Source organism: Cardiobacterium valvarum, assembly GCF_900460955.1.
Classification (GTDB): domain Bacteria; phylum Pseudomonadota; class Gammaproteobacteria; order Cardiobacteriales; family Cardiobacteriaceae; genus Cardiobacterium; species Cardiobacterium valvarum.
Window position 1 is genome coordinate 1,448,537 of the sequence record NZ_UFUW01000001.1, and the last position, 15,951, is coordinate 1,464,487.

Below are 15,951 nucleotides of genomic sequence, written 5' to 3' on the forward strand. Positions count from 1 at the left end.
GCATAATATCACTGCGACTTTGTCGCCCAATCCATAAACATCAAGGAGTTAACGGATGAAATTACAAACCCTCGGACTGAGTATCGCCACCGCCCTCTTGCTGGCTGCCTGCGGCGGCGGCAGCGACAACACCACCCCGGCTGACCCGCAAAAACCCTCTAACCCGCAAAAGCCTACTACCCCGCCACCGGGCAACAACAACGTCAGCGGCACGTATAAAGGCAACGTCTTCGTGGTGCCGGTCGGCTCCATGCCGGGCAGCCTCGCCGATGCCAGAGCGACCAGCAGCAACAATCTCGCTGTCCTGAACGCCAATGGCAAACAGATTGCCCTGCAACTGCCCGGCATCTTTTCCGGCGGCATGACCAGTATGAAAGGCGCCACTATCAACGGACAAAGCTACAAGCTCTTCATCGCCAGTGGCAGCCGCTATGCCAACAGTAAATTCGGCTATATCAACAACGGCAACGAAGACTACATCTTCAGTCAGGGTGCCTATACCACCAATATGCCGACCAGCGGCACGGTTACCTACCAAGGGGATGCCGCCGTTGGTCGCTCCGCTGTCGCCAATACCGCTATTTCCAGCTTCACGGCTGATTTTGGTAAAAAAACCCTCACCGGCAGCATCACACAGGCAGCGAGGAGCGATGTGCAGTTCCAACCGGTCAACATCAACGCCACCATCAATGGCAACGCTTTCAGCACGGCGGATAACGCCACCGTCAGAAGCACCGGGCACTTCTACGGTGATAACGCCCGCGAAGTCGGCGGTGTCTTCCATGACAGCAGCCAATCGCTGGTGGGTAGCTTCGGCGCCATCCGCAGCAATTAATACCACCCCCCTGGAAAATAATCTGAGTGTGTTGGCGCGTCTCGCCGTATTAAACATACTGTCTTTGCCGCACCACCTTCTCACCTTATTTCCGGGATTGGCATACGCGCTCACCGCGTAACGGCAAAAAGGGCTGCATTGCAGCCCTTTTTCATTGGCGGGGCGCCGCACCACCGCCCTACCCTGCTCCCGCGTTTTGCTATGATGACGCGGCTTTTTTGAGGAGATATTTATGTTCAAGCCGCAACTGGTCTTTTTTGATATTGACGACACCCTGTTCCGCAAATGGGAAAACTTCCTGCCCGAATCGGTGCTGCCCGCCTTTCAGGCGCTGCATGAAGCAGGCGTGATGGTGGCGATCGCCACTGGCCGCAGCCCCTGTGCCATTCCCACCAAAGTGCAGGCGGTGATAGAGGCGGTCGGCCTTGACGTGCTGGTGTCCATCAACGGTCAGTTCAACCGTTTTCGCGGTGAGACCATCGCCTCGCATCCCATCGATCCCGCCGATATTGCCGAGGTCATCCGCATCTGCCGCGCCCATGACTGGGACTACGGCTTTATCTCGGAAGAAAAAATGGCGCTCTCCTCCGACCGCCAGCGCGTGCACGATTCGCTCTACGGTACGGTGCCGTATGAGACCGACCCGGATTATTGGCAGCGCCACCCCATCTATCAGATGAACGTCTTTATCACCGCCGAGGAAGAGGCTGAACTCGCCGCAAGCGGCTTTTTGCAGCGCGGCTATCAGACGATCCGCTGGCATCCGCTGGCTATGGATTTATTGCACGCAGACGGCAGCAAGGCGCGCGGCATCCGCGAAGTCTGCGCGGTACTTGATATACCGCTGGCGCAGGTGATGGCCTTCGGCGACGAACTGAACGATCTGGAAATGTTCAAAACCGTCGGCTTCGGCGTGGCGATGGGCGACGGGCGCGAGGAATTGAAAGCGCTGGCCAAATACGTGACCACCCCGCTGGAAGAACACGGTGTCTTTAACGCGCTGGTGCAGCTCGGCGTGATTGACCGCAAGCCCTGGGGGGCCGCATGACACCGAAAATCATCTTCTTCGACATCGACGAGACGCTCTACCGCAAGGCGACGAATTACCTGCCCGATTCCACCGCCCGCGCCATCCGTGCCCTGAAAGCGCGCGGCATCATCCCGGCAATTGCGACTGGCCGCACGCTCGCTGCGCTGCCGGACAAGGTGCGCGCCCTGGCGGACGCCGAAGGCATCGAGCTTTTCGTCACCATCAACGGCCAGTACAACGCCTTTCGCGGCGAACCCATCGCCTGCAACCCGATGGGCCTCACCGAAATCGAGCGTTTCACCGCGCTTTTCCGTCGCCATGGCTGGGATTACACCTTCGTCGGCGCAGAGAAAATGGCGTCATCCAGCAGCAATCCGCGCGTCAATGAAGCATTGGCGGGCATCGGTCCGTATATCGTTGACCCCGATTACTACCGACACCAACCGGTGTACCAATTCCTGCTCTACATTGACCCCACCGAAGAAACGACGCTGAATGACAGCGGCGAATTGGGCCGCGAATATCACGCCATGCGCTGGCACCCGTTTTCTGTGGACCTCCTGCACGCCGAAGGCAGCAAGGCACGCGGCATCCGCAGCGTCTGTGCCGCGCTGGGCGTGCCGCTTGCCGAGACGATGGCCTTCGGCGACGGCCTGAACGACGTGGAAATGTTCAAAACCGTCGGTTTTGGTGTGGCAATGGGCGACGCCGTACCGGAACTGCGCGCCGTTGCCCAAATGCAAACCGGCACCGTCGAAGAAGACGGCATCTACAACGCCCTGAAAAAACTGGAAATCATCCCATGAAAAACTTCCTCGCCCTCATCCTCGCCGCCAGCCTGCTCACCGCCTGCGGCGACGACAAACCCGCCGTCCGCCTCGAAGCGGAGGCGACCATCCCCGCCGACGCGCACGACTACTTCAACCACATGGGCCTGCACGACACACGCGGCAGCAAAGGCCAGGTGCGCCTGAGCGAAAGCGGCGAAACCGTGTGGTTCGACAGCGCCCGCACCCTGCTCACCTACCTGCGCCTGCCGGAAACCGCCAACCAGCCGCTCACCGCCTACATCAGCACCTTCGAGCCGCCGGCGCACTGGCTGCCGGTTGATGACGCCTGGTTCGTGCAGACACCGCAGTCCGCCGAACTTATCGGCAAGGATGACTACTTCCCTTTCCCCAGCGAAGAAACGGCGCAAGCCTTTGCCAATGTGCACCAAGGCAAAGTGCTGCGCGGCAAAGACATCAGCGCAGCGGATTTGGGGCTGTGAATGCATAACGCATCCGCATGAACAGCAGAGAAGAGAGATAGGGCGACTGCGACGTGAAAGCTGGATACAAAACGGGGCAAGGGCGACCATATGCGCTTCTCTCATCCGGAAAAACCGGACATGTCGCCGTTCCGCACTCACGCAAAGACATCCGTATCGGAACCTTGCGCAGCATATACAGTCAGGCCGGCTGAAACTGTCTTCGACCCCGCCGGACTGCCATGGATGCCTACGTCGCCTCTCAGCGAGGCTGTGCGGGAAAAATCGCAGCACTAACCTTACCCCGTCAAGCGGCGTAAATACCGGGTTTGTAGAGACGTTGCCTGCAACATCTCAAAATCAAAAAACGCGCAGTTTCCCCGCTTGGCGGTGCGCCTGCCCGAAACGCAAAAGCAGGCTGCGCCTGCTCGGCGGTCTAAAGCCCGCCCTACGCCCGTCAAGCGGTGTAAAACCCGGGGCCGCCAAGCAGCGTCAATACCGTCCTCTCCCTTCTACCGTCGCAAAGCGCTGCTGTATCGTCTTTTGTTGCCAAAAATCAACAGAATGCCCCTATTCATTCACTACAATCGCGCTGTTTTCACTTATCAAGGAAATTCTCATGACCCGACTACTGTGGCTGCTTGCCGCCCTGTTCCCGATGTTTGTCCATGCTGCCGAGCCGCTGCCCGCCGAAGAAGTCTTCAAGCCTACCATTCATCAGCTGGATAACGGTGACGGCTACCTCACCAAAATCACCATTGACTTCCCCGCAGGCTATTACCTCTATGCCGACAAAACCACCCTGGAAGGCGCAGCAGGCATGGAAGAACGCACTCCCGCAGAAGCCAAAGATGACCCCTATCTGGGGCAGGTGATGGTCTGGCATACCTCGCCGACCATTACCTTACGCCACCACGACGCCGCGCATACCTTTACTCTAACTACTCAAGGCTGTCAGGAAAACGTCCTCTGCTATCCGCCGACGACCTGGACGCTGCAAGCCGAGCCCGCTGCTACGGCCAAGCCGCAGCTTTTCAAGACGGACAAGCACGAGGTGTTGCCGGAAGATCAGGCCTTTGCCGTGAGTGCGACGGAAACAGGCGACGAACTCGCCCTGCATTACCGTATGCCGGACGGCTACTACCTCTACCGCCATAGCCTGCGCGCCGAAGTTGATGGCAAGCCGCTTGACCTGCCGCTGCCAGCAGGCGAAACGCATCAAGACGAATTTCTCGGCGAACAGCAGATTTACCGGGGCGAACTCAACCTCAGCCTGCCGCACCCGGCGACGGGCAGCAAGCTGACCCTGCATCTGCAAGGCTGCGCCGAAGGCCGCATCTGCTATCCGCCGATGACGCGGGACTTCCCGCTCACCGCCGCACCACCAGCCGCGACAGCGGAAAAAACCCCGGCGCAGGCTGCCGCCATCGCCCAAGATGATACCCCGGAAAGCACCATTGATCGCCTCATCCGCCGCCTGAACGACAACTTCCTCATCGCCCTGCCCTTCGTGCTCCTCCTCGGCATCGGCGTCAGCTTCACCGCCTGCATCTACCCGCTAGTACCCATCGTCACCAGCCTCGTCGTCGGGCAAAATACCAGCAGCGGCCGCGCCTACCGCCTCATCAGCGTTTACGTGCTGGCAATGGGCGTGGCGATGGGGCTGCTTGGTGCCGTCTTCGGCATCTTCCAGATCAACCTGCAAGTCATCCTGCAAAAACCGTGGATAACCGTACTGGTCGCACTGCTCTTCGCCGGCCTATCGCTCTCGCTTTTCGATGTGTACACCCTGCAAACCCCGCGCTGGCTGCAAAAACCCGTTGATAAACTCAACCGCCAGCAACAAAGCGGCTCCTACGGCGGTGCAGCGGTGATGGGCGCGCTCTCCATCCTCGTCGTCAGCCCCTGCGCCACGCCCGTCCTGACCGCCCTCCTCCTCTTCACCACCCAGACCAGCCCGCTCAAAGGCGCAACCGCCCTCTTCACCTTCGGCCTCGGCACTGGTCTGCCGCTCCTGCTCTTTGCAGGCGCCTTCCGCCGCTTCATGCCGAAGGCGGGTGCATGGATGGATAACGTCAAAAAAACCTTTGCCTTCGCCCTGCTCGCCATCGGCGTGTGGCTGATTGCCCGCATCCTGCCGCTGGCCTGGGCGCTCACCGCTTGGGCGCTGTACGCCATGTTCGCCGCTGCCTACCTCTACGGCGACAGCAAAACCCGCCGCTTCCTCGCCGGCAGCGCCTTCATCGCCGCCCTCGCCCTCGGCATACAGAGCACCAACCAGCTCCTCGGCACACCCGCCGCCCATACTGCGCCGCAAACACACAGCGCCTTCCGCCACGTGGACAGCGTCGCCGCGCTGGATGCCGCCATTGCCGCCAGCGACAAACCCGTGCTGCTCGACTTCTACGCCGACTGGTGTGTCGCCTGCAAAAAATGGGAAGCTCATATTTGGGATAACCCCGACTTCGCCGCGCCACTCGCTGCTTACACCCTGTTGAAAATCGACGTCACCGACTTCACCGCCGAGCACAAGGCGATGTTCAACCGGCTCAACCTCGTCGGCCCGCCCGCCGTGCTCTACTACCCGCCGCACGGCACGCTGAATGCGCCAAAAGAAACCCTCATCGGCGAAATGGCGCCGGAAGCCTTTGCCGCCAAACTGCAAAGCTGGGGCAACTGAGCGGGAAAAAGAAAAACGGGCGCGGAAGCGCCCGTTTGCGTACGCACGAGGAACCGTAACATGAACGACAACACCATCACCTATCTCGAATTCGCCGCAGCTGACCGCGATCAGCTGCGCGCCGCGCAACAATTCTACGGTGCCGTCTTCGGCTGGCAGTACCGAAGCTGGGGTGACGACTACCTCGATACTGGCGACAGCGGTATCGGCAGCGGCCTTTGCGTCAACGCGACCGTCATGCCGCCGCTGGCGGTGATCTACTGCGCGCAGTTGGAAGCCGCCTACAACGCCGTCATTGCGGCGGGCGGCAATATCGTCCAGGAAATCTTCAGCTTCCCCGGTGGCCGCCGTTTCCATTTCCGCGATCCGGCGGACAACATCCTCGCGGTGTGGTCGGATAAGGCGGTTCAATCCGCTGTGGCCTGAGAAAAGAGCGAGACTCCATGCCTTGCCTATGTAGTTGAATAGATAGATAAAAAAGCGTAACAAGGCGCGTCCCGCAGACAGTACAAGCAGTACGGCAAGGCGACGCCGTTACGATTTCTTAGATATTTAACCCTATCTTCTGAATCAGGCGGGCGAATGCGGTAATGGCCGCGGGGTTCTGCGCAAGATACAGCGCCGGTTCGATCAGCTCGATTTCATTGATGAGATAGTCGCCGTCCGCTGTGATGAGGCCGTCCACCCGCGCATAAGCGGAATGCTCGGGCAAGGCAGCAAGCGCCGCTTGCGCCCGCGCACGCCAGGCGGCTTCGGGTTCAATCGGCAAAATATCGACGCCGTAGGCAGAATTGGCGCGCCATTCCCCCGCTGCGGGGCGACGGTGCGCAGCATGAGAATAATGCCCGTCGAGATACACCAGGCAGACCTCACCAAAAGGTGCATCAACAAAGGGCTGAACCAGCATACCCTGCGGATAATCAGCGAGATGCGGCAAGCCAGCGGCAAGGCGGCGCACGCCACGGCCACTTTGCCCAATGAGCGGCTTGATAACCGGATTGTCCCAGCCGCTTGCCGCAATACGCACCGCCCAGTCGTCGCCAGACACAAGCGTCATCCCTGGCGTTACCGCTAATCCCTGTGCGGCGAGATCACACAAATAGCGTTTGTCCATATTCCATATTTGCAGCGCCGGCGAATTGATGAAGCGTACCCCGGCCTGCACCTGCTCACGCAGCCAGCGGCGATACGCCGCCGGATCCGTGCTGTAATCCCACACGGCGAGCGGCAGGATAATGGCGGGGCCGGGAGGAATGTCCGGCCAGGGGATGAGCGCGGCATCAAGAGCGGCAGCCAAAGCACGCAGATCCGCATTGCCCTGCGGCCAGGCGGGACAAGTGGCGATGATCGTCTGCATGGTATTCCCCGACAAAAGGCACAAAAAATGCGGCTTTTCGCCGCATAAGAAAAAATGGCGCGCCCGGAAGGATTCGAACCTCCGACCGCCTGGTTCGTAGCCAGGTACTCTATCCAACTGAGCTACGGGTGCGCAAACGCAAAGGAGAAAGAAAGATGGCGCGCCCGGAAGGATTCGAACCTCCGACCGCCTGGTTCGTAGCCAGGTACTCTATCCAACTGAGCTACGGGCGCGCAAACGCAAAGGAGAAAGAAAGATGGCGCGCCCGGAAGGATTCGAACCTCCGACCGCCTGGTTCGTAGCCAGGTACTCTATCCAACTGAGCTACGGGCGCGTCTTTGCGAGGTCGCGCATTATCCATAGGAGCAGCAGGGGCGTCAAGTATTTTTCGGGCTTTTTGCTTCCATTTTCTCCATTTCAACTGCCAGAGGCAGTGCGCTTCTTGCGGCGGTGCTCGTATTGTTCGTTGATGATGTTTTTCCCCGCAATCAGCAGGCCGTAGCAGAGGAAGGCACCAGGTGGCAGGGCGGCGAGGATGAGGTGGTGCTCGCTGTCATAGAGGCGAATTGTCCAGTCGGTACCGGCGCCGAAGATACGGTCAGCACCGGCTAACAGGGTGCCGGTTGCAAGGATTTCCCGCAGGCCGCCGAGGAGGATGAGGACAAAGGCGAAGCCGGTGCCCATCGCTGCGCCATCAATGGCGGCGGGCAGGACAGGGTTTTTCGCGGCATAAGCTTCGGCGCGGGCGATGATGACGCAGTTGGTGACGATGAGTGCGAGGTAGATGCCGAGCGACTGGTAGAGCGGGTAGGCCAACGCCTGGATGAGGATTTCGACCACGGTCACCGCGCCCGCGATGAGCAGGACGAAGACGGGGATGCGGATTTCCGGACGCAGCCAGCGGCGGGTGGCGGCGACAAGGGTGTTAGAAAGGGTGAGGACGAAGATGGTGGCAAGGCCGAGGCCGATGGCGTTCACGGTGTCGGTCGAGGTGGCGAGCAGCGGGCAGAGACCGAGGATTTGCACCAGGGCGGGGTTGTTGTGCCACAGGCCGTTGGCGAGGGTTTTGCGGGTTTCGGGGGTCATGGGCGCTAAATAGATTTTTCAGGGTGTTTGCCAAGCATTCTGCGCATAATCTACGTTCTTTTCTATGGCATCCCCAATGGCATCAAATTCTTTTTCCACTTTCTTTGCGCTGGCAGTCGCTGGGTCTACGAGGTTGCCCGCGCTATCCCACATACGTATGCCGCTGCTATTCATCATTGCAACAGGACTGCCGTCAGCGCGGTAATAGATGATATCGGTACCATTCGCATGGATGTAATTGATGACCATCGGCTTGCCGTTAGGGTAGAGATGGATGTTGAAGGGTACGCCAGCGCGTGGATTGGCAAAGGGCAGCTTTTCGGCTATGTGGTATAGCAAAGGGGCGTGCAAGCTGATCAACTGACCGTCCCGATAGGTGGCGATATAGCTATCGAGGTTGCCACGATCAAAGTCATTAATTTGGAAAACGCTGCCATCTGGCAGATATTTGACGAGGCGACCATCCATAGGCTGAATGTTATGTCCATTCGGCAGAATAAGGTTTATATCGTCTGGCGTAGTATCCTTCACCAAAGCTATGGGGGATGTAAAGGGCTTTCCACTGCTTTGGTAGAAGGTTTGTACGACTATGCGGCTATCGTCTGTTATGCCGACAGCTTTGTAATAAAAGCCTTTGGGATCGGGTGTATCCGTCGGCTGATAGTTCGCATTAAGGTAGTAGATATCATCACTTTTCTGCTTGTGATATGAAAGCGTTGTCTGCGTAGCGATTTGCGCCGTCATCCGTTCTTTCGGCAAGGCACGGGTGATGATGGCAGGTTTTTCATCTGTCGGCAGGACGTTTTGCATTGAGGCCTCGGACGCACCCAACATTTGTGCAGTAGAGTTTCTGAGATCAATGGACTTGAGTGCGGCGCTATGGTCATCCGCTTGGGTAGCAGTGGCAATCAGAGCTAGCAGTAGAAGTGATTTTTTCATGATGTTTCTCGTGATGGTTGTGGCAGGTTAGAAGGACGAACTAGTTGTTGCAGGTGGCGATTCCTTCCGCACTGCTGGCGTGGCTAAGGATGTCGGTATCAAAGGTTTTGTTCTTGGTGAACCAATGGTCAAGGATGGTTTGTGGGGTCATGGTGTTTCTTTTCTCTCGCTTGGCGGCGGACTGGCGATAGTCCCATCCCGCACGGCGTGCAGGACGGTATTGACCTGGTTGGTGACGGCGCGCGGGGTGATGGTCGCGCCAGTGAAGCTGTCGATGTCGCCGCCGTCTTTTTTCACCGCCAGGCGGCTGTTATCCAGGCTTTTGCCGGCGAAGGTGTGTATCCACGGGCTGATGCGGGTGTCGATTTTGTCGCCGAGGCCGGGGGTTTCTTTGTGTTCGAGGACGCGTACGCCGAGCAGGGTGCGCTGGTCGGGGGCAATGCCGATGAGCAGGGTGATGTTGCCGTTGTAGCCTTTGTCGGTGTGGCTGCGGTAGTAGGTGCTGCCGTCTTTGACGGTGTAGCGTTCGCCCGGGCTGCCAGCGATGGTGACGGCTTCGCGGCTGGCACGGAAGGCGTCGTCGGCGTCAAGGGTGGGCGAGATGTCGCGGAAGGTGCTCAGGAAAGCGGCAGTTCGCTGCGCTTCGATGCGGTTTTTGGCGGCCAGCCAGGTGATGCTGACGGCGCTGATGGTGATGGCGGCATAGGTGAGGAGGCGCAGGGCGGCGTTCGTGGGGGCTTTCATCGGTAGCGGGGCTGGGTGAGGGGGTCGATGAGGGGGACAAGGGCGTTGCCAATGAGGATGGCGAAGGCGACACCATCGGGGAAGTTGCCGAGGTTGCGGATGGCGATGGCGAGCGCGCCGACGAGGATGCCGTAGAGCCAGCGGCCCAGCGGGGTGGTGGCGGCGGTCACGGGGTCGGTAGCGATGAAGCAGGCACCGAAGATGATGGCGCCGCTGCCGAGTTGGGCGTAGGGGTTGAGGGTGGTGGCGCCGCCCAGCCAGAAGGCGAGTGCGCAGATGGTCGCACCGATGAGGGTTGAGGCGAGCAGGCGGTAATCGGCGGCGCGGGTAGTGGTGAGCCAGATGCCGCCCGCAAGCCAGGCGGCAGCAAGGAGTTGTTGTTGCCAGGGCGGGAAAAGGGCGTGCAGTGATTCGCCGGCGATGCGCAGGGTGCGGCTGTGGTCAAGCAGGGTGGCGGCGCTGGTGGCGTCCACGCTGCCGAGGGCGACAGGCGTGGCGGGCATGCCGCCCATCAGCGCCGGAAAGCTGATGAGGAGGATGGCGAAACCGACCATGGCGGGGTTGAAGGGGTTTTGTCCAAGGCCGCCGTAGAGATGTTTGCCGAGGAGGACGGCGAAGGCGGTGCCAAGCGCCACCAGCCACCACGGCGCAAGAACGGGGAGCGACAGGGCGAGCAGCAGCGCGGTGATGAGGACGCTGCCGTCGCGCAATGGCGCAAGCGTTTTTTTGCGCATGAGCAGCACGGCGGTTTCGCAGGCGTAGGCGGTCACAACGGCAACGGCGAGTTGTCCCAGCCAGCGGCTGCCCTGCCACCAGATGAGGACGAGGACGCCGGGAAAGAGCGCGGCGGCGACTTGCAGCATGACGCGGCGCAGCGGCGGCGCAGTGTGCAGGTAGGGCGAGGTGGATGGGGTCATGGGGTGTCGTCGTCAGTTTTACGGATGGGCACGGCGGTATCGCGCAGGTGCTGTTTGAGTTTGGCGCGGGCGATGCGGCGTTCTTCGGTCTTGGCGCGGGCGGCAGCAAGGCGCGCCGCGCGGGGGTCGGGGTTGTGGTCAGTCATGGTGTTTGAGGGTTGCGGGTTCAGGTGTAGTCAAAGGTCATCAGGGCGATGCGGTTCACGGGTTCGTAGAGCAGGATCATCGCGTCCGCGCCACCTTCGCCCCAGTCGTAGCCTGCGGTCATGGCAATGCAGGTGAAGCGGTGGTTTTGGTAGCGGATGTCCACGGCGCTATCGGCGCTGTCTTTCATGGTGAAGGCGGGTGGCGGGGCTTCGCTGGTCCAGTTGCCACCACCGAGGTAGGGCAGGTATTCGGGTTCTTCTCCGAAGCAGGGCAGGCCGGTGTCATCCACGTCGCCGAGGAAGCCGCTAGCGCGGTAGTGTTGTTTGCGCGCGGCGTAGCTGTCGCGCATTTCGGTGAAGTATGCTGCGGCTTCCGGATCGTCGTTGTCGCCGAGGAAGTAGTTTTTGTCGGCGAGGAAGCGGTAGTTGCCGTCATCTTCGAGATGGAAGGCAATCCAGTTGGTGCCGCAGTAGTCAGTGTGCGCGGCGGTGGTTTCCATGCCGATGTAGCCTTCGTAGGGTTCGAGCGGTTTGACGAGGTGCAAGCGGACGTCGCCGAGGGCGGGGTCAAGCGAGGCGAGGTCGAAGGTGGCAAGCGGCAGGAAGTGGTCGGCAAGCCAGGGTTGCGCGGTGGTGAAGACGGTAGCGGCGTCGGGGAAGTAGTCGATATGTGCGGGGCGGCGTTCTGAGCGGATGTCGGCGGGGACGGGGATGCGTTCTTGCGGCGGCAGGGTGGCGAGGTAGGCTTCGATGGCGGGTTGTGTCGCCGCACCGAGGCTGTTGGGGCCGTAGGCGTAAGCAAGGTCGTTGACGACGCGCGGGACGAGGTCGGGGCGGGGAATGCTATGGGTAACGGCGGCTTCGGGGTACACAGTCATCAGCATCCGGCCAATGCCTTTGTCCGGCGGCGGGTTCAGGTCGCGCAAGAGGTAGGCGGGGTTTTCGAAGCCGTGGCCGGGGGCGTCATTCAGCATTACCGCCAGTGCGCACAGGGCCTGGTATTGTCCGGGCAGGTCGGCCGGCCAGCCACTGCGGGTCAGCCATTCGATGTTGTGTGCTTCGCCGTATTGTTTGAGGCGCAGGGCATCACGCAGGGCTTCCGGCGGGTAGTAATCGGCAGGGTCATCCCAGGCCCAACGCCAGCGGTTGTTTTCGCTGCGCCCGATGTATTGCAGGCGGCAGGGGTGTTTGCCGAGCAGGGCGGTGGCGGCGCTGCGGTCAACGTCGCTCAGGTATTTACTGTCGTTCGCCCAGCGTTGCAGTTGTTTTTGCCGTTCTTGCGCCAGACCGAGGTAGGGCAAGGCGGCAGCGAGCATGTCGTCGCGCAGGGCGAGATAGGCGGGGTAGTCGGCAACGGGTAAGGGGTTGTCGTAGAGGGTCATGATGGGTTGTCCTTGTTGGCAAGGCGGGCGGCTTTACGTGCAGCAGCGCGAGCTTTGGCGGCTTCGATAGTGGCTGATTTTGCAGGATCGGTGGGCTGGGCGAAGGGCGGGGGTTCTGCCATGTTTGTCTCGCTTGGGCGGTCTGTTTGCTCAACCCCCATCCCATCCCTTCCCCCATAGGGGGAAGGGCTTTTTTCTTCGTCTGCGGATACTTCGGCGGTGTTGCCGCTGGCAGCGAGGCGGGCAGCTTTGCGCGCTGCAGCACGGGCTTTTGCCGCTTCGATGGCGGCTGATTTTGCAGGGTCAGCAGGTTGGGCGAAGGGTGGGGGTTCTGTCGTGGGGGGCGCAGTTATCCCGCTTGGCGGGGCCTCTGTGGTTTGTTCCCCCCTTCCGGCCTCCGGCCACCTTCCCCCGCGAGCGGGGGAAGGGTTGGTCTCTTCGCTGATGGTTGGTTCTGTGGTTTTGTCGCTGGCGGCAAGGCAGGCGACTTTACGCGCAGCAGCACGGGCTTTCGCTGCTTCGATGGCGGCTGATTTTGCAGGATCGGTGGCTTGGGCGAAGGGCGGCGTGGTTGTCTCGCTTGGGCGGTCTGTTTGCTCAACCCCCATCCCATCCCTTCCCCCATAGGGGGAAGGGCTTTTTTCTTCGGCTGCGGATACTTCAGCGCTGTTGCCGCTGGCGGCAAGGCGGGCTGCTTTGCGCGCAGCGGCGCGGGCTTTCGCCGCTTCGATGGCGGCGGTTTTGCCGGCGGAGCCCGCAGTTATCTCGCTTGGCGGGGTTTGAGACGTTGCAGGCAACGTCTCTACGTTTTCCGTGGCTGTAGGTCGGATGGTGCTGGTGGCGGGTTCGGGGGATTGTGTCCCCCCTTCCGTCGCTTCGCGACACCTTCCCCCGCAAGCGGGGGAAGGGTTAGTCTCTTCGCTGACGGTTGGTTCTGTGGTTTTGTCGCTGGCAGCAAGGCGGGCGGCTTTATGCGCAGCGGCGCGGGCTTTGGCGGCTTCGATAGCGGCTGATTTTGCAGGATCGGTGGCTTGGGCGAAGGGTGGGGTTTCTGCCGTGGGAGGCGTAGTTATCTCGCTTGGGTGGTCTGTTTGCTCAACCCCCATCCCATCCCTTCCCCCATAGGGGGAAGGGCTTTTTTCTGGAGGCGCGTCGGTTTGTGCGCTGTTGTCTGCGGCGGCGAGGCGGGCTGCTTTGCGCGCGGTAGCGCGGGCTTTCGCCGCTTCGATAGCGGCGGTTTTATCGGCGGAGGCCGTGGTTGTCTCGCTTGGCGGGGCCTCTGTGGTTTGTTCCCCCCTTCCGGCCTCCGGCCACCTTCCCCCGCTTGCGGGGGAAGGTTTTTTTTCTTCACTGGTAGCGAGGCGGGCGGCTTTGCGCGCAGCAGCGCGGGTTTTTGCCGCTTCGATGGCAGCGGTTTTGTCGCCGGAGGCAGTGGTTGCCCCGCTTGGCGAGCGGTTCGGGGTGTATTTTTCCGGCGGGTTGGGGTCTTGGCGGGTGATAGGTGATGGTGGCGCAGCAGGGGTCGGGCTCGCGGCGGCTTCGCGCAGTTTGGCGCGGCGGGCGTCCATTTGTGCCTGTCTTTCGGCAGCTTCGCGTTCGAGGCGGGCGGTGCGCGCTTCGTGGCGGGCGCGGGCGTGTTCGGCGTCGCGCGCTTTTTTGTCGGCGGCGCGGATGTCGCCTTTGCTGTGGCGGTAGTACTGGACGAGCGGGATGGCGGACGGGCAGACGGCGGCACAGATGCCGCATTCGATGCAGTCAAACAGGCGGTATTGTTTGAGGCGGTTGTGCTGGTTGCTTTGGCTGTACCAGAGGAGTTGTTGCGGCAGGAGTTCCATCGGGCAGGCGTCGGCGCAGCGCGAGCAGCGGATGCACGGGGTTTCTTCGGGCGCGGGAGCGGCAGGCAGGATGAGCAGGCTGTTGCCGGTTTTTTGTAATGGGGTGTCAGGAGAGGCGATTTCGTAGCCCATCATCGGGCCGCCGATGATGTGGCGGTTTTCCGCGCTGTGTTCGTGCCGCTCGCCGCCGCTCTGCTGGATGAGTTCGCACGCGGCGGTGCCGATGCGGATGCGCAGGACTTGCGGCTCGCGGATGCCTTCGCCGCTGATGGTGGTGTAGCGTTCGGTGAGCGGCAGGCCGAGGCTGACGGCGTCATACACGGCTTTCATGGTGCCGCTGTTGTGGCAGATGAGGCCGTAGTCGCTGGCGTGGGCGTCGGCGGGGACGCGGATGCCGAGCAGCAGTTCGAAGAGTTGGCGGGCGTTGCCGCTGGGGTAGCGTACGGGGACGCTGCTGATGCGGATACGCGGATCGGCGGCAGCATCGAGCGCGGCGCGCAGGGCGGCGATGGCTTCGGGTTTGTCGTCTTCGATGCCGAAGTGGATGTTGTCCGCGCCGAGGATGCGCGCGGTGATTTGTGCGCCACGGATGATGGCGGCGGCGTTTTCGCGGATTTGCAGGTCGTCGCAGGTGATGTAGGGCTCGCATTCGGCGGCGTTGATGACGAGGGTGTTGGCGGGGTGACCGAGTTTGCGCGCGGTGGGGAAACCCGCCCCGCCGAGGCCGACGATGCCGCAGTCGTGGATGCGCGCGCGCAGTTCGTCCGGCGTGGCGGTCTCGATATCGAGAGCGGGCAGCGGCGGCGCGCTTTGGTCTTCACCGTCGCTCGCGAGGATGAGGTGCGGCACGGAGCGGTTGGATGGGTGCATGTCCGGGCGCGGCTCGATGGCGCGGATGGTGCCGGAGGTGGGGGCGTGGACGGGGGCGTCCCTGTGATTTGCTGGCGCGGCGAGGAGCGCTCCGCGCAGGACGCGATCACCGACGGCAACTTGGGCAATGAACGGGGTGCCGTCGTGCTGGGTGAGGCTGATGGCGTATTCGTCGCAAAGGGCGGCTTCCCGCGAGGGGCGGGTGGTGCTCATGGTTTTGTGCCCGGGCGGGGTGATGTGGATGCCGCCGTGGAAGGTGGTTTTGCCGGGGAGGAGGCGGGCGAGGAGTTGTTTGATCATGATTCGGTGGGTTGCGGCGGCTGCGGTGCCGGTGGCGGGGTTTGCGGTTGTTGCGGGTTCTGCGGTTTGTCCCAGTTCCAGGGTTCGTCGCGCGGCTTCATGATGATGCAGTTGACCGGGCAGGGGTCCACACAGAGGCGGCAACCGGTGCATTCGTCGCTGATGATGGTGTGCATTTTCTGGTTGCTGCCGAGGATGGCATCCACCGGGCAGGCTTTGATGCATTTGGTGCAGCCGATGCACCAGTCTTCAATGATAAAGGCGACTTGCGGCGCGGTCTCTGCGCCGTTTTCGGCGTTGAGCGGTTTGCTTTCCACACCAAGCAGTTCGGCGAGTTTGTCCACGCCTTCCTGGCCGCCGGGCGGGCAGCGGTTGATGTCCGCCTCGCCTTTGGCAATAGCTTCGGCGTAGGGTTTGCAACCGGGGAAGCCGCATTGGCCGCACTGGGTCTGCGGCAGGATGGCGTCGATTTTTTCGGCAAGCGGGTCGCCTTCGACTTTGTATTTTTGCGCGAAGACGCCGAGCAGCAGGCCACACAGGGCGATGACGGCGAGCAGGAGGATGATGGCGAGCCAAATCAT

General features: G+C 61.4%; 16 protein-coding genes and 3 tRNA genes. 7 read left to right on the plus strand and 12 right to left on the minus strand.

The window, feature by feature from the left end; all coding sequences use genetic code 11:
- Nucleotides 1-55: 55 nt before the first annotated feature.
- From DY250_RS07080 to DY250_RS07110, 7 genes are all read left to right on the plus strand, one after another.
- The gene (locus DY250_RS07080; RefSeq protein ID WP_115611689.1) at nucleotides 56-835 is read left to right on the plus strand and encodes a Slam-dependent surface lipoprotein; all 780 of its coding nucleotides are present in this window, start codon (nucleotides 56-58) and stop codon (nucleotides 833-835) included.
- Between the two features lie 232 nt (nucleotides 836-1,067).
- Nucleotides 1,068-1,883, plus strand: a complete 816-nt coding sequence (locus DY250_RS07085) for a Cof-type HAD-IIB family hydrolase (protein WP_006987051.1) — start codon at nucleotides 1,068-1,070, stop codon at nucleotides 1,881-1,883.
- Entirely contained in the window at nucleotides 1,880-2,671 is a 792-nt protein-coding gene (locus DY250_RS07090) for a Cof-type HAD-IIB family hydrolase (protein ID WP_115611690.1), read from the plus strand. Before DY250_RS07085 ends, DY250_RS07090 begins: the two co-directional genes overlap by 4 nt.
- The gene (locus tag DY250_RS07095; protein WP_006987049.1) at nucleotides 2,668-3,135 is read left to right on the plus strand and encodes a nitrous oxide reductase accessory protein NosL; all 468 of its coding nucleotides are present in this window, start codon (nucleotides 2,668-2,670) and stop codon (nucleotides 3,133-3,135) included. Before DY250_RS07090 ends, DY250_RS07095 begins: the two co-directional genes overlap by 4 nt.
- Before the next feature lie 53 nt (nucleotides 3,136-3,188).
- On the plus strand, nucleotides 3,189-3,329 hold the full coding sequence (locus tag DY250_RS14900) for a type II toxin-antitoxin system HicA family toxin (RefSeq protein ID WP_376799664.1): 141 nt from the start codon (nucleotides 3,189-3,191) through the stop codon (nucleotides 3,327-3,329).
- A gap of 404 nt (nucleotides 3,330-3,733) precedes the next feature.
- Nucleotides 3,734-5,794 carry a protein-disulfide reductase DsbD gene (locus DY250_RS07105; protein WP_115611691.1) on the plus strand — a complete coding sequence of 687 codons (2,061 nt, stop codon included), beginning with the start codon at nucleotides 3,734-3,736 and terminating at the stop codon, nucleotides 5,792-5,794.
- Between the two features lie 60 nt (nucleotides 5,795-5,854).
- Nucleotides 5,855-6,220, plus strand: a complete 366-nt coding sequence (locus tag DY250_RS07110; RefSeq protein ID WP_115611692.1) for a VOC family protein — start codon at nucleotides 5,855-5,857, stop codon at nucleotides 6,218-6,220.
- A 118-nt stretch (nucleotides 6,221-6,338) separates the two neighbouring features.
- Here the strand turns inward: DY250_RS07110 and DY250_RS07115 are convergent, their stop codons facing one another.
- The 12 genes from DY250_RS07115 to rsxB form a co-directional block, all read right to left on the minus strand.
- Complete coding sequence (locus DY250_RS07115; protein ID WP_115611693.1) at nucleotides 6,339-7,151, minus strand: ATP-grasp domain-containing protein; 813 nt, start codon at nucleotides 7,149-7,151, stop codon at nucleotides 6,339-6,341.
- Nucleotides 7,152-7,206: 55 nt separating this feature from the next.
- Nucleotides 7,207-7,285: transfer RNA gene (locus tag DY250_RS07120), tRNA-Arg, on the minus strand.
- A 22-nt stretch (nucleotides 7,286-7,307) separates the two neighbouring features.
- Nucleotides 7,308-7,384 (minus strand) — tRNA-Arg (locus tag DY250_RS07125).
- Nucleotides 7,385-7,408: 24 nt separating this feature from the next.
- Nucleotides 7,409-7,485, minus strand: a tRNA-Arg gene (locus DY250_RS07130).
- A gap of 83 nt (nucleotides 7,486-7,568) precedes the next feature.
- Nucleotides 7,569-8,237 carry an electron transport complex subunit E gene (locus DY250_RS07135; RefSeq protein WP_115611694.1) on the minus strand — a complete coding sequence of 223 codons (669 nt, stop codon included), beginning with the start codon at nucleotides 8,235-8,237 and terminating at the stop codon, nucleotides 7,569-7,571.
- Between the two features lie 18 nt (nucleotides 8,238-8,255).
- Nucleotides 8,256-9,176, minus strand: a complete 921-nt coding sequence (locus DY250_RS07140) for a hypothetical protein (RefSeq protein ID WP_115611695.1) — start codon at nucleotides 9,174-9,176, stop codon at nucleotides 8,256-8,258.
- A gap of 147 nt (nucleotides 9,177-9,323) precedes the next feature.
- Nucleotides 9,324-9,920 (minus strand): RnfABCDGE type electron transport complex subunit G, encoded by a 597-nt coding sequence (locus DY250_RS07145; protein ID WP_115611696.1) that lies wholly within the window; start codon nucleotides 9,918-9,920, stop codon nucleotides 9,324-9,326.
- Nucleotides 9,917-10,837 (minus strand): RnfABCDGE type electron transport complex subunit D, encoded by a 921-nt coding sequence (locus DY250_RS07150; protein ID WP_115611697.1) that lies wholly within the window; start codon nucleotides 10,835-10,837, stop codon nucleotides 9,917-9,919. The genes DY250_RS07145 and DY250_RS07150 overlap by 4 nt, the downstream gene beginning before the upstream one ends.
- Nucleotides 10,834-10,983, minus strand: a complete 150-nt coding sequence (locus tag DY250_RS14010; RefSeq protein ID WP_172542266.1) for a hypothetical protein — start codon at nucleotides 10,981-10,983, stop codon at nucleotides 10,834-10,836. The genes DY250_RS07150 and DY250_RS14010 overlap by 4 nt, the downstream gene beginning before the upstream one ends.
- A gap of 20 nt (nucleotides 10,984-11,003) precedes the next feature.
- Nucleotides 11,004-12,365, minus strand: a complete 1,362-nt coding sequence (locus DY250_RS07155) for a DUF6882 domain-containing protein (RefSeq protein ID WP_115611698.1) — start codon at nucleotides 12,363-12,365, stop codon at nucleotides 11,004-11,006.
- Nucleotides 12,362-15,370 (minus strand): electron transport complex subunit RsxC, encoded by a 3,009-nt coding sequence (rsxC, locus tag DY250_RS07160; protein ID WP_115611699.1) that lies wholly within the window; start codon nucleotides 15,368-15,370, stop codon nucleotides 12,362-12,364. The genes DY250_RS07155 and rsxC overlap by 4 nt, the downstream gene beginning before the upstream one ends.
- Nucleotides 15,367-15,951: an electron transport complex subunit RsxB gene (gene rsxB / locus DY250_RS07165; protein ID WP_115611700.1), complete on the minus strand. Its 585-nt coding sequence runs from the start codon at nucleotides 15,949-15,951 to the stop codon at nucleotides 15,367-15,369. Before rsxB ends, rsxC begins: the two co-directional genes overlap by 4 nt.

What these genes read in the sequence shown, in the direction of transcription:
- DY250_RS07080 (WP_115611689.1), top strand. Translation starts at nt 56, where the DNA reads ATGAAATTACAAACCCTCGGACTGAGTATCGCCACCGCCCTCTTGCTG.
- DY250_RS07085 (WP_006987051.1), top strand. Translation starts at nt 1,068, where the DNA reads ATGTTCAAGCCGCAACTGGTCTTTTTTGATATTGACGACACCCTGTTC.
- DY250_RS07090 (WP_115611690.1), top strand. Translation starts at nt 1,880, where the DNA reads ATGACACCGAAAATCATCTTCTTCGACATCGACGAGACGCTCTACCGC.
- DY250_RS07095 (WP_006987049.1), top strand. Translation starts at nt 2,668, where the DNA reads ATGAAAAACTTCCTCGCCCTCATCCTCGCCGCCAGCCTGCTCACCGCC.
- DY250_RS07105 (WP_115611691.1), top strand. Translation starts at nt 3,734, where the DNA reads ATGACCCGACTACTGTGGCTGCTTGCCGCCCTGTTCCCGATGTTTGTC.
- DY250_RS07110 (WP_115611692.1), top strand. Translation starts at nt 5,855, where the DNA reads ATGAACGACAACACCATCACCTATCTCGAATTCGCCGCAGCTGACCGC.
- DY250_RS07115 (WP_115611693.1), bottom strand. Translation starts at nt 7,151, where the DNA reads ATGCAGACGATCATCGCCACTTGTCCCGCCTGGCCGCAGGGCAATGCG.
- DY250_RS07135 (WP_115611694.1), bottom strand. Translation starts at nt 8,237, where the DNA reads ATGACCCCCGAAACCCGCAAAACCCTCGCCAACGGCCTGTGGCACAAC.
- DY250_RS07140 (WP_115611695.1), bottom strand. Translation starts at nt 9,176, where the DNA reads ATGAAAAAATCACTTCTACTGCTAGCTCTGATTGCCACTGCTACCCAA.
- DY250_RS07145 (WP_115611696.1), bottom strand. Translation starts at nt 9,920, where the DNA reads ATGAAAGCCCCCACGAACGCCGCCCTGCGCCTCCTCACCTATGCCGCC.
- DY250_RS07150 (WP_115611697.1), bottom strand. Translation starts at nt 10,837, where the DNA reads ATGACCCCATCCACCTCGCCCTACCTGCACACTGCGCCGCCGCTGCGC.
- DY250_RS14010 (WP_172542266.1), bottom strand. Translation starts at nt 10,983, where the DNA reads ATGACTGACCACAACCCCGACCCCCGCGCGGCGCGCCTTGCTGCCGCC.
- DY250_RS07155 (WP_115611698.1), bottom strand. Translation starts at nt 12,365, where the DNA reads ATGACCCTCTACGACAACCCCTTACCCGTTGCCGACTACCCCGCCTAT.
- rsxC (WP_115611699.1), bottom strand. Translation starts at nt 15,370, where the DNA reads ATGATCAAACAACTCCTCGCCCGCCTCCTCCCCGGCAAAACCACCTTC.
- rsxB (WP_115611700.1), bottom strand. Translation starts at nt 15,951, where the DNA reads ATGATTTGGCTCGCCATCATCCTCCTGCTCGCCGTCATCGCCCTGTGT.